The sequence below is a fragment of the Nissabacter sp. SGAir0207 genome (genome assembly GCF_005491205.1).
GTDB lineage: Bacteria > Pseudomonadota > Gammaproteobacteria > Enterobacterales > Enterobacteriaceae > Chimaeribacter.
The window spans coordinates 512,243-534,820 of the sequence record NZ_CP028035.1 but is presented as its reverse complement, the minus strand read 5'-3'; the positions used below and the strand labels follow the sequence as shown (position 1 = coordinate 534,820).

The following is a 22,578-nucleotide window of genomic DNA, read 5'->3' as shown; positions in this document are numbered from 1 at the left end:
CCACGAGGTCACCTATGGCAAAGATAATTGGCGGGCTCGCCGTGTCACACACGCCGACCATCGGCTTCGCCGTCGATCACCACAAGCAGCAGGAGAGCGCCTGGGCGCCGATTTTTGACGGCTTCGCGCCGATGCAGCGCTGGCTGGAGGAGAAGCAGCCCGACGTGCTGCTCTACATCTTCAATGACCACGTCACCTCCTTCTTCTTCGACCACTACTCCACCTTTGTGCTGGGGATTGACGATCACTATGAGGTGGCGGATGAGGGCGGCGGCCCGCGTGACCTGCCGCCCATTCAGGGCCACGCGGCGCTGTCGCAGCACATCGGCGCAAGCCTGATGGCCGATGAGTTCGACATGGCCTTCTTCCAGGACAAGGCGCTGGATCACGGCCTGTTCTCGCCGCTCTCCGCGCTGCTGCCGTGGGAGAAGGGGTGGCCGGTGCCGGTGGTGCCGTTGCAGATTGGTGTGTTGCAGTTTCCGATCCCTACCGCCCGCCGCTGCTACCGGCTGGGGCAGGCGTTGCGCCGGGCGATTGAGAGCTTCCCGGAGGATCTGAAGGTGGCGGTGGTGGCGACCGGCGGCGTCTCCCATCAGGTGCACGGTGAGCGCTGCGGCTTCAACAACCCGGAGTGGGACGCACAATTCATCGACATGCTGGTCAATGACCCGGAGCGGCTGACTGAGATGACGCTGGCGGAGTACGCCACCCTTGGCGGGCTGGAGGGGGCGGAGGTGATCATGTGGCTGGTGATGCGCGGCGCGCTGTCGGCCAACGTGGAGAAGCTGCATGAGGCGTACTACCTCCCCTCCATGACCGGCATCGCCACGCTGATTCTGGAGAACCGCGCCCGCGAGGCACCGGTGGATGTCCACCAGCGCCAGCGCGACAAGATTCAGGCCCAGCTGGCCGGTGTGGAGTCGCTGCCGGGCACCTACCCCTTCACCCACGCGCGCAGTCTGAAGGCGATCCGCATCAACCGCTTCCTGCACCGGCTGATCCAGCCAGCGTGGCGTGAGCGCTTCCTGCATGAGCCACAGGCGCTGTATGCCGAGGGCGGGCTGACGGCGGAGGAGCAGCAGTTGCTGGAGGCGCGCGACTGGCGCGGCCTGATTCACTACGGCGTCAGCTTCTTCCTGCTGGAGAAGCTGGGGGCAGTGGTCGGCGTCTCCAACCTGCACATCTACTCGGCGATGCGCGGCCAGACGCTGGAGGAGTTCCAGAAGACCCGCAACCAGCAGGTGCTCTACTCAGTGGCGGGCAAAAAAGGGGCCTAGCCGGTTGGCGCGGCGGCGCACACCTCGCGCAGGCAGTCGATCATCGCCTGTGCGGCCGGTGAGTGCAGGCAGCCAGCGCGGCAGGTCAGGCCGATGTCACGGCCAGTACCGGTTAGCGCTGGCGCCAGCCGCACCAACTCCCCGCGCGCCAGCTCATGCTCCAGCTGGTGGGCGGAGACTGCCGCCAGCATGTCAGAGTGCAGCAGCAGCCCACGCACCAGCGCCAGATCGCCGCTCTCCACCTGTGGCGACGGCGCGGGCAGCCCCATCGACTGGAAGCACCCCTCCAGCAGCCGCCGCGCCGGTGTATCGGCGCGCGGCAGCACCCACTGCGCCCGTTGCAGATCCGCCAGTGTCGCGCCCTGCGCCGCCAGCGGGTGGCCGCGCCGTGCCAGCAGCACCATATCCTCCCGGAACAGCGTCTCGCGGGTGATGTCCGCCGCCTCCTCACTGTTGCGCAGCGCGCCAAAGATGAAGTCGATGTCGCCAGCGCGCATCTCCGAGGCCAACATGCCGAAGGCGCTCTCGTTGGTCATCACCTTCAGCGCCGGGTAGCGCGACAGCAGCAGGATAATCGCCTGCGGCAGCAGCCGGGTGCGCCCCAGCGGCAGTGCGCCAATGCGCACGGTGCCGGTCAGCACGCCGCGCCGGGCGGCGATGTCCGCCGGGATGTGGCGCAGCTCATTCAGCGCCCGGCGGATGCCCGGCTCCATCTCGCGCCCGGCCAGCGACGGCATCATGCCGTGCGGCGTGCGCTCCAGCAGCGCGATGCCCGCGCCGCTCTCCAGCACTTTCAGCGCGGCGCTGACCGCCGGCTGGCTCAGGCCAAGGTGCGCGGCCACGGTCTGCATGTGGCGCGTCTGGCAGAGGGTGATGAAGATCTGCAACCGCCGCACGTTGAACAGCCAGAGCGGCTCTGCCTCGCCGCGCGGCGGCGCGGGCCGACCACGCAGGCGCGCCAGCCGCAGCGGCGTCTCCCGCAGCTCCGCCAGCGCCCGCCGCGCGCGAGGCAGCACGCACTTGCCAAAGTCGGTCAGCATCATGCCGCCAGCGTGACGCTCAAACAGCGGCACGCCGAGCCGCAGCTCCAGATCGCGGATGGCGCGGGTGACGGCAGACTGCGTACGGAATAGCTCCTCGGCAGCGCGCGACACGCTCCCCTGCTCCACCACCTGGCTGAAGGCCCTGATCTGCATCAGGTTTACCCACTCCTGCCCGCTCTCTTCTTGCATGGCGTTCCCCACCCCATTCCGCGATCCCGATCGGCAATATAAATAAAACGCATACCTGCTGCAATCGAATGAATTATCGCCACGGCGGCCAGCGTGACAGCATGGAAAAAAACCGAGGAGGGTTATCCATGAGCACCAATCCAAGCAAAAGCGCGCTGGTCGTCAGCGCCCACTCCGCCGATTTCGTCTGGCGCGCCGGCGGCGCCATCGCCCTGCACCATGAGCAGGGCTACGCCGTGCATGTGGTCTGCCTCTCCTTCGGCGAGCGCGGCGAATCCGCCAAGCTATGGCGCAAGGGCGCGATGACCGAGGAGAAGGTGAAAGAGGCGCGCCGCACCGAGGCTCAGGCCGCCGCCGAGATCCTCGGGGCCAGCGTCGAGTTCTTCGACATGGGCGACTACCCGCTGCGCGCCGACCAAGAGGCGCTGTTCCGGCTGGCGGATGTCTACCGCCGCGTGCAGCCGCACTTCGTGCTGACCCACTCCCTGAACGACCCTTACAACTACGACCATCCGCTCGCCAGCCACCTCGCCCAGGAGGCGCGCATCATCGCGCAGGCGGAGGGTTATCGCCCCGGCGAGCCGATCATTGGTGCGCCGCCGGTCTACTGCTTTGAGCCGCACCAGCCGGAGCAGTGCGACTGGAAACCGGACGTCCTGCTGGACATCACCCGCGTCTGGGAGAAGAAGTACCGCGCCATCCAGTGCATGGCCGGGCAGGAGCACCTGTGGGAGTACTACACCCGCGTGGCGCAACAGCGCGGCGTGCAGGCCAAACGCAATGTCGGCATCGCCACGGCGCGTGACATCACCTATGGCGAGGGCTACCAGAGCCTCTTCCCGCGTGTGACGGAGGATCTGGCATGAGCCTGATTGGCAGAAAAGGCGTGGTGGTGCGCCACATCCCGCGTGCCGATACCCCACTGATTGATGCGTTGTCGGAATTTGGCGTCGCCACCGTGCATGAGGCGCAGGGGCGCAAGGGGTTGCTGGATCCGGCGATCCGCCCGATCCAGCAGGATCGCGGCATTGCTGGCAGTGCGGTGACGGTGCTGGTGGCCCCCGGCGATAACTGGATGTTTCACGTGGCGGTGGAGCAGTGCCAGCCGGGCGACATTCTGGTGGTCGCGCCCACCTCCCCCTGTCAGGATGGCTATTTTGGTGACCTGCTGGCGACCTCACTGCAAGCGCGCGGCGTGCGCGGGCTGGTGGCGGATCTCGGCGTGCGCGACACCCGCACCCTGCGCGAGATGGGCTTTGCCGTCTGGTCACGGGCGGTCTATGCCCAAGGCACGGTGAAAGAGACGCTCGGCTCGGTTAACGTGCCGCTGGTGTGCGGCGGCGAGCTGGTGATGCCCGGTGATGTAGTGGTAGCGGATGACGATGGCGTGGTGGTGGTACGTCACGCCGAGGCCGCCGCCGTGGTGGCCGCCAGCCGCCAGCGGGCCGATGCCGAAGAGGGCAAGCGCGCGCGGATGGCCGCTGGCGAGCTGGGGCTGGACATCTACCAGATGCGCCCGCGTCTGGCGGAGAAGGGGCTGCGCTACGTTAACAGTCTGGATGAACTGGAGGAGTGATATGCGCCAGCGCCGAATTCCTTGCCTGCTGATGCGCGGCGGCACCTCCAAGGCCGCCTGCTTTCTGGCAGACGATCTGCCCGATGATCCGGCACTGCGCGACCGCGTGCTGCTGGCGGTGATGGGCTCGCCCGATCCGCGCCAGATTGATGGCCTCGGCGGCGCCGACCCGCTCACCAGCAAGGTGGCGATCGTGCGCCCCTCCACCCGGCCGGATGCCGACGTTGACTACCTGTTCGCCCAGGTGAACGTCGATAAGGCGGTGGTGGACACCGGCCAGAACTGCGGCAACATCCTCGCCGCCGTCGGCCCCTTCGCCATTGAGCGCGGGCTGGTGGCGGCCCGGCCCGGCGTCACGGCCGTGCGCATCTTTATGGAGAACACCGGGCAGGTGGCGGTGGCGCAGGTCTCCACGCCAGATGGCGCGGTCAACTATGAGGGCGATCTACACATTGATGGCGTGCCGGGCTACGCGGCCGAAGTGGTGCTGACCTTCCAGGATATCGCTGGCTCAAGCTGTGGCGCGCTGCTGCCCACCGGCGCGGTGCGTGACCGGGTGGATGGCATCGAGGTGACCTGCATCGACAACGGGATGCCGGTGGTGCTGGTACGCGCTGCCGATCTGGGGCGCAGCGGCGATGAGAGCCGCGAGCAACTCGACGCTGACGAGCCGCTGAAGCAGCGGCTGGAGTCCATCCGGTTGCAGATGGGGCCGAAGATGAACCTCGGCGATGTCAGCCAGCGCACGGTGCCGAAGATGGCGCTGATCTCCCCGCCGCGCCACGGCGGCACCCTCGCCAGCCGCACCTTTATACCGCACCGCTGCCACGCCTCGATTGGCGTGCTGGGCGCGGTGAGCGTCGCCAGCGCCTGCCTGATCCCCGGCTCCATTGCGGAGGGCGTGGCGCAGGTCGCGGCCGGGCGCAACCCGCAGCGCATCAGCGTTGAGCACCCCAGCGGCGAATTTAGCGTGCTGTTGCACCTCGAGGATGGGCAACTGGCTGGCTGCGGCCTGCTGCGCACCGCCCGCTTGATCTTCGACGGCCAGGTGTTGATCCCGGCCACCCTGTGGCCCTTTGAAGGAGCATAACCATGGAAACTTTACGCGTGACGCTGATTGGCTTTGGCGAGGCGGGCGGCATTCTGGCTGAGGAGATGCAGGCGCGCGGCGTGCAGGTCACCATCTGGGACAGCAAACTGCTGGGCGAGGCACGCGGCCCCATGCTGGCGAAAGCGGCTCGTGCTGGCGTACGCCCGGCGCTGTCACTGGCAGAGGCGCTGGCTGGCGCTTCGCTCATCTTCTCCACCGTGACCGCCGCCAACGCCTTCGCCGTCGCGGCGCAGTGCGCCCCGCTGCTGTCGCCCGGCCAGGTGTTTTTGGATCTCAACTCCGTCGCGCCCCACACCAAGCAGGCGGCAGCGGCACAGGTGGAGCGCCACGGCGCGGACTATCTGGACGTGGCGGTGATGGCCCCGGTGCCACCGCAGCGCCTCGCTACCCCGCTGCTGGTGGGTGGGCGACGGGCGGAGGAGATTGGCCCGTTGCTGACCCGCCTCGGCTTTCACTGCCGCGTCTGGAGCCAGCGGGTGGGCGAGGCGTCCGCCATCAAGATGTGCCGCAGCGTGATGATCAAGGGGCTGGAGGCGCTGACCACCGAGTGTCTGAGCGCGGCGCGCCAGTATGGCGTGGAGCAGGCGGTGTTGGATTCGCTGCACGCCAGCTTCCCGTCACTGGGCTGGGATGGCGAATTGCCGCACTACCTGATCAGCCGGGTGGCAGAGCATGGCCGCCGCCGTGCCGAAGAGATGCGCGAGGTGGTGAAAACCCTGACGGACGCTGGCGTGCCGCCGCTGATGAGCGCGGCCACCGCGGAAACCCAGTACGGCATGGTGGAGGCGCTGGCGGAGAGCGGGCTGGACTACGCGGCCCTGCTGCCTTTTACCTGGCAACAGGCAATCGACGCCCTCTATCCGCCCAAATAAGCGCAACATTATTTCACATTAAAATAACATTAGATTAACCTGACGGCGGACGCTATATTTTGGCGGGCCGCCGCCACTGGTGAAATAGTCGCCGCAAACGTTAACCTTTATTTCTGCGTTATTTTCATCTTCTCTTTCACTATATGCCCTATTCTGTTCTAATTATTTCGCTTATCAAAGTGACATACCCCTTCCTTAATTAACCTTATTTACTGAATGTTTATTGACTTATTGCGTTTTTTAAATGCAAAGCCGCTTTAATTCTTCACCTGTTAAATGATATATTCCGCCGCGTTGTAAAAAAGTTACACATTTGCTTCGTCGTTATCATATCTTCAAAAGGCCCCTCCTGCCTTGAGGGTCGTTTTCATGCTATTGATAAGTAAGCTTTTTATTGAATAGGTTCTGGCAAGGTAGCGGTAATGAAAAGAAAAGTTGTTGCGGTATTGTGTTCCTCCATGCTGTTCAGCAGCAGCCTGATGGCAGCTGAAACTCAGAAAGTGGACGTGCTGTTGATTGGCGGCGGTATTATGAGCGCCACCCTCGGTACCTTCCTGAATGAGCTGGAGCCAGATTGGTCGATGACCATGGTCGAGCGCCTGGATGGCGTGGCGCAAGAGAGTTCCAATGGCTGGAACAACGCCGGTACGGGTCACTCTGCCTTGGCAGAGATGAACTACACACCGGAAAAAGATAACGGTGAGATCGATATTTCCAAAGCCGTCGAGATCAACGAAGGTTTCCAGATCACCCGTCAATTCTTCTCCTGGCAGGTTAAGCAGGGCGTGCTGAAAAACCCGCACTCCTTTATTAACTCCACGCCGCACATGAGCTTTGTCTGGGGCGACGAGAACGTCGACTACCTGCACAAGCGCTACCTTGCGCTGCAAAAGAGCACCCTGTTCCAGGGCATGCAGTACTCTGACGATCCGGCTCAGATCCAGAAGTGGATCCCGCTGGTGATGGATGGCCGCGACCCGAAACAGAAAGTGGCCGCGACCTGGATGCCGATCGGCACCGACGTCAACTTCGGCGAAATTACCCGTCAGTACGTGCACAATCTGGAGCAGAAGCCGAACTTTAAGCTGAACCTCTCCACCGAAGTGCGTGACCTGAAGCGCAACCCGGATAACACCTGGCACGTCACCGTGGCTGACCTGAAGCATGACGGCGAAGAGCGCGCGATCGATGCGAAGTTCGTCTTCATCGGTGCCGGCGGCGCGGCCCTGCCGCTGCTGCAAAAATCCGGCATCCCGGAATCCAAGAACTACGCGGGCTTCCCGGTCGGCGGCTCCTTCCTGGTGACCGAGAACCCGGACGTGGTGAACAAGCACCTGGCGAAGGTATATGGCAAGGCATCCGTTGGCTCCCCGCCGATGTCCGTTCCGCACCTGGATACCCGTATGCTGGATGGCAAGCGCGTGCTGCTGTTCGGGCCGTTCGCGACCTTCTCCACCAAATTCCTGAAGCAAGGCTCCCTGTGGGATCTGGCGCGCAGCACCAACATGCATAACGTCGTACCGATGATGCACGTGGGCATCGACGAGTTCTCCCTGGTGGAGTACCTGGCGGGCCAGCTGATGCTCTCTGACGACGACCGCTATGAAGCGCTGAAAGAGTACTTCCCGGAAGCGCGCAAAGAAGATTGGCGCCTGTGGCAGGCTGGCCAGCGTGTGCAGATCATCAAGCGTGACGAAGAGAAAGGCGGCGTGCTGCGTCTGGGCACCGAGATTGTCAGCGCGCAGGATGGCTCCATCGCCGCGCTGCTGGGTGCCTCTCCGGGTGCCTCCACTGCTCCGCCGATCATGGTGAAACTGCTGCAAACCGTCTTCAAAGACAAGCTGGCTACGCCGGAGTGGCAGGCCAAGATGCACCAGATCATCCCGACCTACGGCCAGAAGCTGAACGGTAACCCGCAGCTGACCGAGCAGGAGTGGCAGTACACCAGCCAGACCCTGCAACTGGATCCGCCGCCGATGATCCCGCAAGGCATGGCAACTGCCCCGGCCGCGGCGACCAACAGCGCGCCAGTGCCTGACAGCGCTGCCAAAGATATGGCGCTGTAAGCCAACCCCCTGCCCCAGCCCACGCGGTTGGGGCATAAAAAAAGCGCCGGTGCGAAAGCCCGGCGCTTTTTCTTTGGGCGGCCGCCAACGTGGCGGCACCTTATGGCAATCAGACCGGCGGCAGCTCCGCCAGCGGCCAGCGTGGGCGCACGCTGATGCCCAGCCCGCCGGTGTTGCCCGCCTTCAGGCGCACCATGCCCGCGTAGGCAATCATCGCGCCGTTGTCAGTGCAGAACTCCGGACGGGCGTAGAACACCTCACCACGGCGTTTCTGCATCATCTCCGCCAGCCTGGCGCGCAGGGTGCGGTTGGCGCTCACGCCACCGGCCATCACCAGCCGCGAGAAGCCGGTCTCATCCAGCGCCCGTTTGCACTTGATCGCCAGGGTGTCCACCACTGCGTCCTCAAAGGCGCGGGCGATGTCGGCACGCGTCTGGTCGTCGCTACCATTGCCACGGATGGTGTTGGCGGCAAAGGTCTTCAGGCCGGAGAAGCTGAAATCCAGCCCCGGCCGGTCGGTCATCGGCCGGGGGAAGGTGAAGCGCCCCGCTTCGCCCTGCTGTGCCATCTTCGACAGCATCGGCCCACCGGGGTAGTCCAGCCCCAGCAGCTTGGCGGTCTTGTCGAAAGCCTCACCCGCCGCGTCATCAATCGATTCGCCCAGCAGGCGGTACTCGCCAATGCCGGTCACGCTGATAAGCTGGGTATGGCCGCCAGAGACCAGCAGCGCCACGAACGGGAACGAGGGCGGGTTATCCTCCAGCATCGGCGCCAGCAGGTGGCCCTCCATGTGGTGTACCGGCACTGCCGGCACATTCCAGGCGAAGGCAAGAGAGCGGCCGACGGTCGCCCCAACCAGCAGCGCGCCCACCAGCCCCGGCCCGGCGGTGTAGGCTACCGCGTCAATGTCACGGCCCTCCAGCCCAGCCTCACGCAGCGCCTCCTGAATCAACGGCACCGTCTTGCGGACGTGGTCACGCGAAGCCAGCTCCGGCACCACGCCGCCGTAGTCCGCATGCAATTTCACCTGGCTGTACAACTGGTTGGCCAGCAGGCCCTGTTGATCATCATAGATTGCGATGCCGGTCTCATCGCAGGACGTTTCGATACCTAATACGCGCATTGCCTCTTCCACCTGTTTCGTACGGCGCCCCGACGCGGGCGGCGCGGCGGGCAGTTTACCACTATCCGCCCGCCGCCAACACCCCGCCAGCCCCTGCCCGCCCCGCCTGAGCGCCCTGCCGGGGCGGCAGAAATCAGCGGCCAAAATCGATTAATCGCGGGCTTTACGGATTGATTGGTATATAATCATCGCCTTGCGCAAAAATGCGCGCATCCGCTGGCCTGCCCGGCCCATTCCAATTTGCTGTGGTGCTTTACAAAGCAGCATCCATTGAAGTAAAATTCCGCACCATTTTGAAAATGGCTGGCGCCAACAGGCCAGCGACAAACCGATTTTATTGAGGTGAGAGGCACATGCCGGTAATTAAAGTACGTGAAAACGAGCCGTTCGACGTAGCTCTGCGTCGTTTCAAACGTTCCTGCGAAAAAGCGGGTGTTTTAGCTGAAGTTCGTCGTCGTGAGTTCTATGAAAAACCGACTACCGAACGTAAACGCGCTAAAGCTTCTGCTGTGAAACGTCACGCGAAGAAACTGGCTCGCGAAAACGCACGCCGTACTCGTCTGTACTAAGTTTTTGGGGATCACTCCCCAGCGTGATTTAGTCATTACGAAAAACGCGCAGACTGAGTAGTAGTATCTTAAGGCCGTGCTTTCCGAAAGGAATGCGCGGCTTGTTCTCGTTTATAGGCTGGTGAGCAAGGGGCTTATGGCTGGACGAATTCCGCGTGTATTTATCAATGACCTGCTGGCGCGCGTTGACATCGTCGATCTGATCGATGCCAGGGTGAAGCTCAAAAAGCAGGGCAAGAACTACCACGCGTGCTGCCCGTTCCACAATGAGAAAACCCCCTCCTTCACCGTCAACGGCGACAAGCAGTTCTATCACTGTTTCGGCTGCGGCGCGCACGGCAACGCCATCGACTTCCTGATGAACTACGACAGGCTGGAGTTTGTCGAGAGCATTGAGGAGCTGGCGACCATGCAGGGGCTGGAAGTGCCCTACGAGGCCGGCTCCGGCCCAAGCCAGATTGAGCGCCACCAGCGCCAGAGCCTCTACCAGTTGATGGAGCAGCTGAGCGCCTTCTACCAGCACGCTCTGGGCCAGCCCAACGGGCAAGCCGCACGCGACTACCTGCAACAGCGCGGCCTGAGCCAGGAGATCGTGCAGCACTTTGCCATCGGTTTCGCCCCCGCCGGCTGGGACAACGCCCTCAAACGCTTTGGCCGCGACAGCGAGAGCCGTACCGCGCTGAATGACGCTGGCATGTTGGTCAAGAATGATCAGGGGCGCACCTACGACCGTTTCCGCGAGCGGGTGATGTTCCCGATCCGCGACAAGCGCGGCCGCGTCATTGCCTTTGGCGGCCGGGTGCTGGGCGACGGGATGCCGAAGTATCTCAACTCGCCGGAGACCGAGATTTTCCATAAGGGCCGCCAGCTGTTCGGCCTGTATGAGGCGCAGAAGAGCCACCCGACCCTGTCGCGGCTGCTGGTCGTCGAGGGGTATATGGACGTGGTGGCGCTGGCGCAGTTCGGCATCGACTATGCCGTGGCCTCGCTTGGCACCTCCACCACCGCCGACCATATCCAGCTGATGTTCCGCGCCACGGATAACGTGGTCTGCTGCTATGACGGTGACCGCGCGGGCCGTGAGGCTGCCTGGCGTGCGCTGGAGACGGCCCTGCCCTACCTGAACGATGGCCGCCAGCTGCGCTTTATGTTCCTGCCCGATGGCGAAGACCCGGACACCCTGATCCGCAAAGAGGGCAAGGCGGCGTTTGAGCAGCGTATGGAGCAGGCCCAGCCGCTCTCCACTTTCCTGTTTGAGACGCTGCTGCCGCAGGTGGACTTGAGCAGCCCTGACGGGCGTGCCAAGTTGAGCACCCTGGCGCTGCCGCTGATTGGGCAAGTGCCGGGCGAAACCCTGCGGCTCTACCTGCGCCAGCAGCTCGGCCACAAGCTGGGCATTCTGGACGACAGCCAGCTGGAGAAGCTGCTGCCCAAACAGGCGGAGAGCGCAAATAGCTATCAGGCGCCCCAGCTAAAACGCACAACCATGCGTATACTGATAGGATTACTGGTACAGAATCCCCGGCTGGCGACGCTGATCCCCTCCCTTGAGGGCGTGGAGCAGGCTGGCCTCGCGGGGCTGGATCTGTTTATCGAACTGGTGGAGACCTGTCTGGCGCAGCCGGGCCTGACCACTGGCCAGTTACTCGAGCAGTACCGCGACAATAAGTACAGCCAGCAACTTGAAATCCTGGCGACATGGAACCACATGATCGTAGAGGATATGGTTGAGCAAACATTTGTGGATACGTTAGCCAGCTTGTATGACTCCATTCTGGAGCAGCGGCTGGAGACGCTCATTGCGCGCGCCCGGACGCACGGTTTGAGCACCGAAGAGCGGGAAGAAGTTCAGTCTCTCAACCAGGTGCTGGCGAAAAAAAAGTGAATCTCTGACGGCTTAAGTGCCGATATATAGCGGGGCGACGCCCCGCGCGATGCCGCCATAGCGGGCCGCGGCAACAACAAAAACGCCCCAAATGTTATCGTTGGCGGTTTCGCCGACCGACACCAACCCCAATACTCTGAAGTGTGGATACCGTCTTATGGAGCAAAACCCGCAGTCACAGCTCAAACTTCTTGTCACCCGTGGTAAGGAGCAAGGCTATCTGACCTATGCTGAGGTCAATGACCATCTGCCGGAAGATATCGTCGACTCCGACCAGATCGAAGACATCATCCAGATGATTAACGACATGGGCATCCAGGTGATGGAAGAAGCACCGGACGCCGATGATTTGATGCTGGCCGAAAACACCAACGACACCGATGAAGATGCCGCGGAAGCTGCCGCACAGGTGTTGTCCAGCGTTGAGTCTGAGATTGGTCGTACGACCGATCCGGTGCGCATGTACATGCGCGAAATGGGTACCGTTGAACTGCTGACGCGCGAAGGCGAAATCGACATCGCCAAGCGCATTGAGGATGGCATCAACCAGGTACAGTGCTCGGTAGCCGAGTACCCGGAAGCCATTACCTACCTGCTGGAGCAGTACGATCGCGTTGAGGCTGGCGAGACCCGCCTCTCTGACCTGATCACTGGCTTCGTTGACCCGAATGCGGAAGAGGACATCGCGCCAACCGCCACCCACGTCGGTTCTGAGCTGCCCAACGAAGAGTTGGACGACGAAGATGATGACGAAGAGGATGATGACGACAACTCGGACGATGACAACAGCATCGACCCAGAGCTGGCGCGCCAGAAGTTCACCGAACTGCGCGAGCAGTATGAGGTCACCCGCACCGTCATCAAGACCAAGGGCCGCAGCCACGCGACCGCCACGGAAGAGATCCTGAAGCTCTCCGAGATCTTCAAGCAGTTCCGTCTGGTGCCGAAGCAGTTCGATTTCCTGGTCAACAGCATGCGCTCCATGATGGATCGCGTCCGTACCCAGGAACGCATCATCATGAAGTTGTGCGTTGAGCAGTGCAAAATGCCGAAGAAGAACTTCGTCAACCTGTTCACCGGCAACGAGACCAGCGACGTCTGGTTCGAAGCGGCGATCGCCATGGCCAAGCCGTGGTCTGAGAAGCTGCGCGACGTCAGCGAAGATGTGGAACGCAGCCTGCAAAAACTGCGTCAGATTGAAGAAGAGACCGGCCTGACCATCGAGCAGGTCAAGGACATCAACCGTCGTATGTCCATCGGTGAAGCGAAAGCCCGCCGTGCGAAAAAAGAGATGGTTGAAGCGAACTTGCGTCTGGTTATCTCGATCGCCAAAAAGTACACCAACCGTGGCTTGCAGTTCCTGGATCTGATCCAGGAGGGCAACATCGGCCTGATGAAGGCGGTGGACAAGTTCGAGTACCGTCGTGGTTACAAGTTCTCGACCTACGCCACCTGGTGGATCCGTCAGGCGATCACCCGCTCCATCGCCGATCAGGCGCGTACCATCCGTATTCCGGTGCATATGATTGAGACCATCAACAAGCTCAACCGTATTTCACGCCAGATGCTGCAAGAGATGGGCCGCGAGCCGACGCCGGAAGAGTTGGCTGAACGTATGCTGATGCCGGAAGACAAGATCCGCAAGGTACTGAAGATCGCCAAAGAGCCGATCTCGATGGAGACCCCGATCGGTGATGATGAAGATTCGCATCTGGGCGACTTCATTGAGGACACCACGCTGGAGCTGCCGCTGGACTCTGCTACCTCAGAGAGCCTGCGTTCCGCCACCCACGACGTGCTGGCCGGCCTGACCGCGCGCGAGGCGAAAGTCCTGCGTATGCGTTTCGGTATCGACATGAACACCGACCACACGCTGGAAGAGGTCGGCAAGCAGTTTGACGTAACCCGTGAGCGTATTCGCCAGATTGAGGCGAAAGCGCTGCGTAAACTGCGTCATCCGAGCCGTTCTGAAGTGCTGCGCAGCTTCCTGGACGATTAATCGCCCGCTGCCCCGCCAATAAAAAAGCCCCGCGAGGGGCTTTTTTTATGCCTGTCTGCTGCTGGCCTTATGCTTCCGCCAGCGCCTGTTTCAGCGCGCGGTAGGCCTCTACCAGCTCCTCCAGCGTAGCGCGGTTCAACCCGCTGGGGTTGGGCAGCACCCACACTTGCGTGTCACCCAGCATAATCTCCTGACGCCCCCAGGGTGCCTTGCGCACGCCGAAGGCGCTGGCATAAGCCTGCTTGCCCAGCACCGCCAACGCCCGCGGCTGGTGGCGCATCACCTTCTCCCGCAACGCCTCCCCACCCTGCCGCAGCTCCGCGCGCGACAGCTCCGTGGCCTCGACCGTCGGCCGATCCACCAGACGGGTGATGCCGCAGCCGGTATCCAGCAGATGCTGCTCCTCCTCAGGCTTCAACTGACGCTCAGTAAAGCCTGCCAGATGAATCACTTTCCAGAAGCGGTTATTGCCATTGGCGAAGTGAAAGCCGTGGTGCGCGGTCGACAGGCCGGGATTGATGCCGCAGAACAGCACCTGCAAGTGATCGTCCAGGATATCCTTCATCATGATGCTCCCACAGTAAGACATAATCCCCGGTTATCGCAAAAAGTTGCAGGGAATACAACACGCTATTCTGTGCAGAAAACCGCCATCCGGGCAGTGGACAGTAGACCTGCCGCGCCCAACTGCCGTATAATCACGCCGCCCGGCCCCTTAGCTCAGTGGTTAGAGCAGGCGACTCATAATCGCTTGGTCGTTGGTTCAAACCCAACAGGGGCCACCAAATTTATCAAGGACTTAGACAGGAAACTGGCTAAGTCCTTTTCGTTTGGATTCGCTGTAAGAGAGATATGAGGCTATATAAATTCACTCTTGATGACACATATAAGAATTCATTCACACTGAACGCTTTTCCTACAGCAGATTAAAAGGGTTCTATCAGCCCTTCATTGTCTAAGCCCCTTTCAACATATCAAACACCACGCGGGCAAAGCCTCTGGCAAGCTCCGGATTCGACAGATACTGCATCATCATCTCCTGTTGCGCATCGTTGCTGTCCATCACGGCATCATCAATGGCTTTCGGGAAATCCCCTAGCATCGCCTGCTCGCGCGTATTGTTGGCAATCTGCGTCATTACCGCCTGGTTTTCTGATAATTTATCCCGCACGGTGAAGGCGTAGTTGATCATGTCTTTATCAGTAAGATTGTCGGTGATAAACAGGTCATTTAAACGTGCCAAAATTTGCGACAAAAACTCTTCTTTTGTATTTTTTGGTTTTGCTGTACCTACGTCATTGACTGGATTTATTTTATATTCTTCAGAGGATTCTTGTAATTTCAGGTGCTGCTCATGGAGCTTGGATAACCGGTAATGGCTCATCTCCACATTACTTAAATCAACCTCATCCTCTTCCACTTGTTGCTCATGGAGCAGCGGGCGCAGGTGGCGGGCGAACAGGCTCAATTTCTCAAGATTCCTATCATCGTAATCGACAATCTGCGACATGAACTCATAAAAGCGAACAAAGCTGCCAAGATCCTTTTTGAAGATATCCAGTTTGTCTTTTTCCTGCTTACAAGCCTTGAAGCTGTTTTCTGCATTAGTGATCAACACTACGTCGCCGCATTTTTTTGTCCGCTCAAACATCTCTTTTGCCAGCGCATAAGCATCAATTGCAGAGGCATAACGCTGCCTCCAGCGCTCTACCGCTGGCTTACAAATATTACTGATCGCGGCACCGGATCTGTTTTTAATAAAGAACGCTTCACAGAACTGCTCAACCTCATCCCACAGGAAAATACCGCTGGTGCGCAGTTTTTCAAATAAATCGAATACCAATTGAGGATCGCTGACATCGGTCAATTCCGCCGTTTGGTAGTAGGGTTGGAAAGCACAGAGAATGTCGTTTGGATCGTTCCAGAAATCGAGCACGAATGTGCCTGACTCTGCTTTGCCCGGATAAGTGCGGTTAAGCCGGGAAAGCGTTTGCACGCACTCCACGCCCCCTAGCGCTTTATCAACATACATGGCACAGAGCTTGGGTTGGTCAAAACCAGTCTGGAATTTGTTGGCCACCAGCATGATTTGATAGTCATCGCTATCGAACGCTTTACGCATATCCCGACCTTTGAGACTGGGGTTCATATTGATTTCGGTAAAGGTTTTATTGAGTAATGCCAGGCTGTTATGGTCATTTTCATGGAATTCTACTTCACCGGAAAATGCCACCATTGCGCTGATCTTATTGTATTTATTTTCGGCAATATAGTTATCGAAGGCGAGTTTGTAGCGCACGGCTGCTTTACGGGAACTGGTCACCACCATTGCCTTGGCCTGCCCGCCCAGCAAGTGCATCACATGCTTGCGATAGTGCTCCACAATCACTTTCACTTTTTGCGAAACATTGTGGTCGTGCAGCGCCACCCACTGATTCAACCTGACTTTCGCCTTTTTACTGTCTACTTCTCGATCTGGATCGCCCAACTTTTGCAACAGCTTGTAGGCCACCTTGTAGTTGGTGTAATTCTTCAGGACATCAAGAATAAAACCCTCTTCGATAGCCTGTCGCATGGAGTAAACGTGGAACGCTTCCGGCTTGTTAGTTTTGGAGGCAGGCTCAAGCGGATGAGGGCGACGGCCAAACAACTGCAGCGTTTTCGCCTTTGGTGTTGCAGTGAATGCGTAGTAGTTGATATTGCCGCTGCCTTTGCGTGCCGCAATGTTCTCGTTCAGCCTATCTTGTGATGAACTCACGCCCTCGCGCTCAGCCTCTTCGGTCATTAACACTTTCTTGAGCTGACTTGCCGTTAAGCCGCTTTGGGAAGAGTGTGCTTCGTCAGCAATCACCGCGTATTTACGCGCCTTGAGGCTGACGCTGTTTTCAATCTCATCGAGCACAAATGGGAAGGTTTGAATGGTAACGATGATAATAGGCTGTGCGTTTTCCAAGGCAGTGGCGAGCTTTTTCGATTTTGAACCCTCACCCTCTTTCTTGTTGATGCGCCCGACCACGCCATCCTGATGCTCAAATTGGTAGATGGTGTCCTGAAGCTGATCGTCCAGCACAGTGCGGTCGGTAACGACAATCACCGAGTGAAATTGCTTCTCACCCTTCTCATCGTATAAACGGGAAAGCTGATGGGCAGTCCAGGCAATCGAGTTAGATTTTCCTGAACCCGCGCTGTGCTGGATCAGGTATTTATTGCCTGTGCCTTCCACTGCCGTGGCCGTGATCAGTTTGTTCACCACATCCCACTGGTGATAACGCGGAAAGATCAGGCTCTCTTTTTTATACTTCAGCCCCTGCCAGTCCTCTTTCTCTTCGATTTGCAGATGCACAAAGCTGGCGAGGATTTTAAGCAGATTGTCCGGCAGCAGGACCTCATTCCACAGGTAACTGGTGGCGTAGTCGTTTTCATTCTCTGGGATGTCATTGCCGGCCCCGCCCTCTTTGGTGCCTTTGTTAAACGGCAGGAAGAGGGTGTTATTGCCGTCCAGTTTGGTCGTCATAAAGACTTCATACTGACTGACAGCAAAATGCACCAACGCACCGCGTTTGAATGTCAGCAGCGGTTCTGCTTTATTCGTCCCGGGGTCTTTTGGCAGACGTGTTTTTTTATATTGGGTAATGGCGCTTTGTACCGCCTGCTTAAATTCAGACTTCAGCTCCAGCGTCGCAATGGGCAGACCATTCACAAATAACACCAGATCGATGCGCCACTTTTTCGCCTTGATCGCCGTCTCTTCAAACGCCGCTGTTGAGGCGTGCGGGCTGTAAACCAGCTCCGGCACAATACGGCAGATGTTCTGTTTATAGCGCGCCAGCGTATCCAGGTTGAGGTTATGCTCCGGCTTAAACTGACACAACGAAAAACGCGCACTATGGCTCTTGATGCCGTGACGCAATACACCGAGCGTGCCGTAAGTGCGCGACAGCCTATCAGTGGCGTTGATATCCGCTTTCTTTAGCTGTGCAACCAGCACATCAAGAAAATGGCGCTCGGTGTCGGTGGGATAGATTTTGGTAAATTTCTCCCACTCCTGCGGCTGCGTAGTTTGGACGAAAGTCAGCGCATCCTGTGAATAGAGCGCGCGTTCGCGATCGTAGCCGTCAGCTTTACCGACAATCCAGCCGCGATCAACCATCTGCGCAATCATCTCATTTTGGAAAATCAGTTCCTTGGTGCTGTCCATGCTCATGCGGTGATCTCCTCTGGCTCCTCAACTTCTTGCGTGTCCGGGGCAACCCAATCGCGCACATCGATTTTTCCGGTGACGGCAGCGGAGATCAGGGCGGTGCGGCGTTCCTGAAGGAGTTGGATGGCTTGGTTGGCATTTTCTTCAATTGAATCATACGAACACAACATATTATCTAAATAATCGATGATATCTAGCTGTTCCTCCAAGGAAGGAAAAACTGCTTTAACCGCACCAATTCTATCAATATTCAAATTTGCTTGGGTGCTTTGTGTCGATGTTTGTTCTAACGCGGGTAACGCAGCCATAAAACTGTAGCGCAAGAATTCCAGATGAAGGTTTTGATAGGGCTTGAATCCAACAACGCTGTCTGGAGCGTATGCCTCAAATCCAAGAATAGCCGTATCCCCAATGTTTGCAGCAATTGCCATCATCAACGTTCCAGATGGGAATAATTGACTTACAGCCTTTCCCTTTTCATTGAGTGTTTGTGAATATGTCTCAATGAATTTACTTGCTCGAGCAACATCCCCTGTTTGAATAAAAGGGTAGTCACCATCATATAAAGAAGGGTCATTTCGAGGACGGTGGCCAAATTTACCTCTATAAATTAAGCAAGCATATCGGAAACTTTTTAAACTCCAATGCTCCGGAACTTCCCCCAACCATTCAACACCAGAATCTTTCATCGGCACATTAGGGTTTAGCCCTTTGGTAACGGCATGGCTAATCACTGCCTGACGTTTTTCTTTCAACAGTTCAATCAGTTGCTGTTGCTTCTCGATTAGGTTATCGATTTTTGCAGTTTCGTGGTCGAGGAACATGGAAATTTTAGTACACTCATAATCAGACGGCTGAGGACATTGTACATTTCCCAATAGTTCAAGGTTTAATCCATCTCTTAGATCTCCGCCCGCCATATTGCGTATATTTTGATAGTTAGATGTAAGCCACCAAAATATATAACTGGATTGCATCTCACTGTGTAATACGATTGCAGCCATTGACTGATTGCATGTGGTATTTATACCAAGCTGAGCAACCATACCTTTAGTTTTCCCTTGTCCAGCTAAAGCGACAACCAGAGCTCCTTTTGGTATCCACTTGGCACTACTATTTTCAAACGCAGCTTTTGAAATAAATGTGGACGGCTCTGTTACATAACTTTGGTTTACTGCTCCCGAGTTAATCCAAGGTACTGTGCCATTTTCCCAGTAATCCATAATATTTTTGGAAGGAGTGCCTCCTGCATAGATATTGGATAACCACCTCAAATTAACCCGTTTCCAGCCACGAGGTAGCACAGTACACCACTCCACCCCAGAATCCTTATACTCCGGATACGCCTTATACTTAGCCATCACGAATGTACCTCCTGCAGCAGCTTCATAATCTCGGCGCTGACCGCATCCAGATCGGCATCAATTTCTTCCAGCGGGCGTGGCGGCTGGTAAACATAGAAGTGCCGGTTGAACGGAATCTCGTAACCAACAATCCCTACTTCACCATCCTTCGCATCACGCTTATCGGCATTAATCCACGCATCGGCTACATGCGGCAGTACCTCAGACTCGAAATAGTTTTCAATCAGGTCGCTGGTGGAGACCGCCGGGTTTAGCGGTACGTTCTCGTTATCCCGCAGATCGCCATCCTGCTCAAATTCCACCACTTTGCCTTGGTACTCAAATGCGCCGTAGAGCGGCTGGGCGGCTTCTTTCAGCACCTTTTTGATTACTGGTTCGGCATTCGGATTTTTAGTGGTGATGGCGTCAATGAACTGTTTATTCTCTTTGGCATCCAGCTTCACGCCCGCGGTTTTAATCGCTTCTTTGAGCGTGAGCTGGAACTGGTTGAAGTCATGGCTGACAACCGCTTTACCCCCCGCCTGCGCACCCAATGCCGTCTGAATTTGCTGTGCTTTATCCATTAACGCGCGTTGTGTCCGCCACAGCTCTCTGTCTAACAGGCCCTTGATTTGCTTATCTTTCAGCTCAGCAAATTCCGCTTTGATAATGGCGCGCGCTTCTACTTCCAGCTCAGAGAAATCACCGTAGTTATCTCTCTGCCACTGCGCAGAAAACGCTTCATATAGACGTTCCATCGGCGCATTAAACGGCTTTGGTGCAAAGCGTAGGGTGGCAATGGCTTCATCCGTCACCTGTGCAGATAACCGCAGTGGGCGTTCAATGGTCAGGCGGCGATAACCGAAATCGGTGGTGTTGAAGATTTTGCTGGCGAAGGTTTTCGAGGTTTCAGTTTTCGTCGTGGCAGACTGGCGGCCACGGTTGGATGTCTGTTCGGATGCTTTTTCCAGTCCACGTTTTTCCAACGAAGTCGTAGCAACCATTTCAAAATCGCCGAAGGTCTGCGTAATCAGCCTGATATCGTCTTCACCCATCAGGTTACGCTTCGAGCCTAGCGATTTACGCATTTTCCCGTACAAGTTGGTGCCATCGATCAGCTGCACTTTGCCTTTGCGCTCTTCTGATTTTTTGTTCGACAAAATCCAGACATAGGTCGCGATGCCCGTGTTGTAGAACATATCGGTTGGCAGCGCGACGATGCCCTCCAGCAAGTCGGCTTCCAGAATATAGCGGCGGATTTCACTCTCACCGCTACCCGCCCCACCGGTAAACAGTGGGGAGCCGTTGAGAATAATCCCGATACGTCCGCCACCGCTCGCCGCGCCATCCGTGTGGCTGTCGCGCATTTTGCTGATGAGATGCAACAGAAACAGCAGCGAGCCATCAGAAACGCGCGGCAGGCCCGGACCAAAGCGGCCATTAAGGCCCTTCAGTTGGTGCTCGTCGTTGATCTCGCGTTCAATCTTTTTCCAATCCACACCGAATGGCGGGTTGGAGAGCATGTAGTCAAATTGATCTTGTGGGAGTTGGTCGTTAGAAAGCGTGTTGCCCAGCTTGATACGGCTGACATCCTGGCCCTTAATCAGCATGTCCGCTTTACAGATGGCATAGGATTCCGGGTTCAGCTCCTGACCAAAGGCGCGTATGACTGCATGTGGATTCAGTTTGTGCACATACTCCATACCAGAGGAGAGAAAACCGCCAGTACCTGCCGTCGGGTCGTAAAGGGTGCGGATGATACCCTCTTTCAGCAGGAGATCATTGTCATGCATGAACACCAATGAGGTGGTCAAACGCACAATATCGCGCGGAGTAAAGTGCTCCCCAGCGGTCTCATTGGAACTCTCCGCAAAGCGGCGGATTAGCTCTTCAAACACCAAGCCCATCGTGTGGTTGGAAAGTTTTTTGGGACTGAGATCGGTGGTCGCAAACCTCTCCATCACCTTAAAAAGCAGATTGGCTTCCTGCAAATGGCCGAGAAGCTCAATGAAATTAAAATGCTCAAAGATTTCACGGGCGTCTTTGGAGAAAGAGTGAATGTAATTTTCCAGATTGGCTTTGATGTGATGTTGCCCCATCTTGCCAAGATCCATCTTCGAGGTATTAAAGAAGGACAGTCCGCTGGCGCGCAGCAAAAATTTCTCTTTAGCCTCTTCAGGTAACGTACTGGTGTTCAACCTTTCAGCCTCAGCGATCACCACGTCTTTGGTAGGCGCCAGCACACACTCCAGACGGCGCAACAGCGTGAAGGGCAGGATTATGCGTCCATATTGGGATTGCTTAAAATCACCGCGAAGCAGATCCGCCACTGACCAAATAAAAGCGACGATTTGCGAGAAATTGTTATCAGCCATAATTATTCCAGGAAAAATATAAAGGAAGTGCAATTGTTACGCCGAGATAACTATTTGGTTAAAAACCCACACGTTGCTGGCGCACCAACTGAATTGTGCAAAATGATAACGCCAGAGCGCAGGAGTACAGCCATAGCTGACTTTAGGGGATGATTTTTTTGTCAAAATAAGAGGGTTAACACATTAATGGCGGCGAAAAAGAAGATGAAAATCAATCCAACCAATTGATATTAAATAAAAAAATTCACAAATAAAGCGCTTGTATTTTTAAATAAATATTATAATGATTAATTATTAAATTCATTGCGTGAATTTGACAGAAAAACAGCATCTCTGATTTTATTAATTCTTTGGGCAATGGCTACATCACAATCGATTAAACATAAAAAAGACATTCTGGATAATAAGCGGGATGAACAAAAAGGGTGTGTAGTGTCCCGGCAAAAGTAACGATAAAAATTCCGCATCGTCCAAAGTCCTAACAAAGCCACCCTGCAACAGTGGCTCTTTTGTTGGGTCTGGGAAAGGGCGGTACTTACCCCACACTTTTGTGGCCGCTTCTACGCCCTCCCCCCACTAATGCCCATATCTGGAGAGGGCGACCAGATAGATGACGGCGATCACCAGCGTCATGATGGCGGAGGTCCAGAAGGCGATCACGCCGTTAGAGTTTTTTACCTGTTTCCAGTAGACAAAGCATCCCCCGGTGATCAGGCAGCAGATCCAGCTCATCACCGCAAATATCATCAGCATCATCACTCTTCTCCCTATTGTCTGTCGTCCGCCAGGCGTTGGCGGATTACCCTGTCTAAAAATAAGTCTAGTCTGATATCAGGCGCTTGGCGCAATAAACGCCAAGTGGGGGAGTGAGCGCCTGATGGATAGGAAATGGCAGTGCTGGCGCAAATTTTCGTAATGCCTCGCAAAGTTGGTTGTAAACTAATGAACC

General features: G+C 57.2%; 16 protein-coding genes and 1 tRNA gene. 10 read left to right on the top strand and 7 right to left on the bottom strand.

Features of this window, described 5'->3' with window-relative positions:
• The first annotated feature begins 14 nt into the window (after positions 1-14).
• The gene (locus C1N62_RS02375; RefSeq protein ID WP_137762115.1) at positions 15-1,277 is read left to right on the top strand and encodes a gallate dioxygenase; all 1,263 of its coding nucleotides are present in this window, start codon (positions 15-17) and stop codon (positions 1,275-1,277) included.
• Here C1N62_RS02375 and C1N62_RS02370 read toward each other — a convergent pair.
• Positions 1,274-2,509, bottom strand: a complete 1,236-nt coding sequence (locus C1N62_RS02370; RefSeq protein ID WP_137762114.1) for a LysR family transcriptional regulator — start codon at positions 2,507-2,509, stop codon at positions 1,274-1,276. The two genes, C1N62_RS02375 and C1N62_RS02370, sit on opposite strands and share 4 nt — an antisense overlap.
• Positions 2,510-2,637: 128 nt before the next feature.
• On the opposite strand from C1N62_RS02370, the gene galB reads away from it, so the two are divergent.
• The 5 genes from galB (at position 2,638) to mqo (ending at position 8,134) form a co-directional block, all read left to right on the top strand.
• The gene (gene galB / locus C1N62_RS02365; protein WP_137762113.1) at positions 2,638-3,375 is read left to right on the top strand and encodes a 4-oxalmesaconate hydratase; all 738 of its coding nucleotides are present in this window, start codon (positions 2,638-2,640) and stop codon (positions 3,373-3,375) included.
• Complete coding sequence (locus C1N62_RS02360) at positions 3,372-4,085, top strand: 4-carboxy-4-hydroxy-2-oxoadipate aldolase/oxaloacetate decarboxylase (protein WP_137762112.1); 714 nt, start codon at positions 3,372-3,374, stop codon at positions 4,083-4,085. The genes galB and C1N62_RS02360 overlap by 4 nt, the downstream gene beginning before the upstream one ends.
• Before the next feature lies 1 nt (position 4,086).
• Positions 4,087-5,175 carry a 4-oxalomesaconate tautomerase gene (locus C1N62_RS02355; RefSeq protein WP_137762111.1) on the top strand — a complete coding sequence of 363 codons (1,089 nt, stop codon included), beginning with the start codon at positions 4,087-4,089 and terminating at the stop codon, positions 5,173-5,175.
• A gap of 2 nt (positions 5,176-5,177) precedes the next feature.
• Positions 5,178-6,068 carry an NAD(P)-dependent oxidoreductase gene (locus C1N62_RS02350; RefSeq protein WP_137762110.1) on the top strand — a complete coding sequence of 297 codons (891 nt, stop codon included), beginning with the start codon at positions 5,178-5,180 and terminating at the stop codon, positions 6,066-6,068.
• Between the two features lie 422 nt (positions 6,069-6,490).
• A complete protein-coding gene (gene mqo / locus C1N62_RS02345; RefSeq protein WP_137762109.1) occupies positions 6,491-8,134 on the top strand; it encodes a malate dehydrogenase (quinone) in 1,644 nt (547 codons plus the stop codon).
• A gap of 109 nt (positions 8,135-8,243) precedes the next feature.
• Here the strand turns inward: mqo and tsaD are convergent, their stop codons facing one another.
• Positions 8,244-9,257 (bottom strand): tRNA (adenosine(37)-N6)-threonylcarbamoyltransferase complex transferase subunit TsaD, encoded by a 1,014-nt coding sequence (gene tsaD / locus C1N62_RS02340; RefSeq protein ID WP_137762108.1) that lies wholly within the window; start codon positions 9,255-9,257, stop codon positions 8,244-8,246.
• 353 nt (positions 9,258-9,610) lie between these two features.
• On the opposite strand from tsaD, the gene rpsU reads away from it, so the two are divergent.
• The 3 genes from rpsU (at position 9,611) to rpoD (ending at position 13,710) form a co-directional block, all read left to right on the top strand.
• Positions 9,611-9,826, top strand: a complete 216-nt coding sequence (gene rpsU, locus C1N62_RS02335) for a 30S ribosomal protein S21 (RefSeq protein ID WP_001144069.1) — start codon at positions 9,611-9,613, stop codon at positions 9,824-9,826.
• 136 nt (positions 9,827-9,962) lie between these two features.
• Positions 9,963-11,711: a DNA primase gene (dnaG, locus tag C1N62_RS02330; RefSeq protein WP_137762107.1), complete on the top strand. Its 1,749-nt coding sequence runs from the start codon at positions 9,963-9,965 to the stop codon at positions 11,709-11,711.
• A 157-nt stretch (positions 11,712-11,868) separates the two neighbouring features.
• Positions 11,869-13,710 carry an RNA polymerase sigma factor RpoD gene (gene rpoD, locus C1N62_RS02325; protein WP_137762106.1) on the top strand — a complete coding sequence of 614 codons (1,842 nt, stop codon included), beginning with the start codon at positions 11,869-11,871 and terminating at the stop codon, positions 13,708-13,710.
• Between the two features lie 67 nt (positions 13,711-13,777).
• Here rpoD and mug read toward each other — a convergent pair whose 3' ends face one another.
• A complete protein-coding gene (mug, locus tag C1N62_RS02320) occupies positions 13,778-14,278 on the bottom strand; it encodes a G/U mismatch-specific DNA glycosylase (RefSeq protein WP_137762105.1) in 501 nt (166 codons plus the stop codon).
• A 141-nt stretch (positions 14,279-14,419) separates the two neighbouring features.
• Here mug and C1N62_RS02315 point away from each other — a divergent pair.
• Positions 14,420-14,495: transfer RNA gene (locus C1N62_RS02315), tRNA-Ile, on the top strand.
• 170 nt (positions 14,496-14,665) lie between these two features.
• On the opposite strand, the gene C1N62_RS02310 is transcribed toward C1N62_RS02315, so the two are convergent.
• The 4 genes from C1N62_RS02310 to C1N62_RS02295 all read right to left on the bottom strand — a co-directional run bounded on the left by C1N62_RS02310 (position 14,666) and on the right by C1N62_RS02295 (position 22,385).
• On the bottom strand, positions 14,666-17,914 hold the full coding sequence (locus C1N62_RS02310) for a type I restriction endonuclease subunit R (RefSeq protein ID WP_137762104.1): 3,249 nt from the start codon (positions 17,912-17,914) through the stop codon (positions 14,666-14,668).
• Positions 17,911-19,272: a restriction endonuclease subunit S gene (locus C1N62_RS02305; protein ID WP_137762103.1), complete on the bottom strand. Its 1,362-nt coding sequence runs from the start codon at positions 19,270-19,272 to the stop codon at positions 17,911-17,913. Before C1N62_RS02305 ends, C1N62_RS02310 begins: the two co-directional genes overlap by 4 nt.
• Positions 19,272-21,629 (bottom strand): class I SAM-dependent DNA methyltransferase, encoded by a 2,358-nt coding sequence (locus C1N62_RS02300; protein WP_137762102.1) that lies wholly within the window; start codon positions 21,627-21,629, stop codon positions 19,272-19,274. The genes C1N62_RS02305 and C1N62_RS02300 overlap by 1 nt, the downstream gene beginning before the upstream one ends.
• A 576-nt stretch (positions 21,630-22,205) precedes the next feature.
• Positions 22,206-22,385 carry a hypothetical protein gene (locus C1N62_RS02295; protein WP_137762101.1) on the bottom strand — a complete coding sequence of 60 codons (180 nt, stop codon included), beginning with the start codon at positions 22,383-22,385 and terminating at the stop codon, positions 22,206-22,208.
• Positions 22,386-22,578 lie beyond the last annotated feature (193 nt).

Coding starts and splice junctions, on each gene's coding strand:
- dnaG (WP_137762107.1), top strand. CDS start 9,963: ATGGCTGGACGAATTCCGCGTGTATTTATCAATGACCTGCTGGCGCGC.
- C1N62_RS02355 (WP_137762111.1), top strand. CDS start 4,087: ATGCGCCAGCGCCGAATTCCTTGCCTGCTGATGCGCGGCGGCACCTCC.
- galB (WP_137762113.1), top strand. CDS start 2,638: ATGAGCACCAATCCAAGCAAAAGCGCGCTGGTCGTCAGCGCCCACTCC.
- C1N62_RS02375 (WP_137762115.1), top strand. CDS start 15: ATGGCAAAGATAATTGGCGGGCTCGCCGTGTCACACACGCCGACCATC.
- mug (WP_137762105.1), bottom strand. CDS start 14,278: ATGATGAAGGATATCCTGGACGATCACTTGCAGGTGCTGTTCTGCGGC.
- rpoD (WP_137762106.1), top strand. CDS start 11,869: ATGGAGCAAAACCCGCAGTCACAGCTCAAACTTCTTGTCACCCGTGGT.
- C1N62_RS02370 (WP_137762114.1), bottom strand. CDS start 2,509: ATGCAAGAAGAGAGCGGGCAGGAGTGGGTAAACCTGATGCAGATCAGG.
- C1N62_RS02360 (WP_137762112.1), top strand. CDS start 3,372: ATGAGCCTGATTGGCAGAAAAGGCGTGGTGGTGCGCCACATCCCGCGT.
- C1N62_RS02300 (WP_137762102.1), bottom strand. CDS start 21,629: ATGGCTGATAACAATTTCTCGCAAATCGTCGCTTTTATTTGGTCAGTG.
- rpsU (WP_001144069.1), top strand. CDS start 9,611: ATGCCGGTAATTAAAGTACGTGAAAACGAGCCGTTCGACGTAGCTCTG.
- C1N62_RS02305 (WP_137762103.1), bottom strand. CDS start 19,272: ATGGCTAAGTATAAGGCGTATCCGGAGTATAAGGATTCTGGGGTGGAG.
- C1N62_RS02295 (WP_137762101.1), bottom strand. CDS start 22,385: ATGATGCTGATGATATTTGCGGTGATGAGCTGGATCTGCTGCCTGATC.
- C1N62_RS02310 (WP_137762104.1), bottom strand. CDS start 17,914: ATGAGCATGGACAGCACCAAGGAACTGATTTTCCAAAATGAGATGATT.
- mqo (WP_137762109.1), top strand. CDS start 6,491: ATGAAAAGAAAAGTTGTTGCGGTATTGTGTTCCTCCATGCTGTTCAGC.
- tsaD (WP_137762108.1), bottom strand. CDS start 9,257: ATGCGCGTATTAGGTATCGAAACGTCCTGCGATGAGACCGGCATCGCA.
- C1N62_RS02350 (WP_137762110.1), top strand. CDS start 5,178: ATGGAAACTTTACGCGTGACGCTGATTGGCTTTGGCGAGGCGGGCGGC.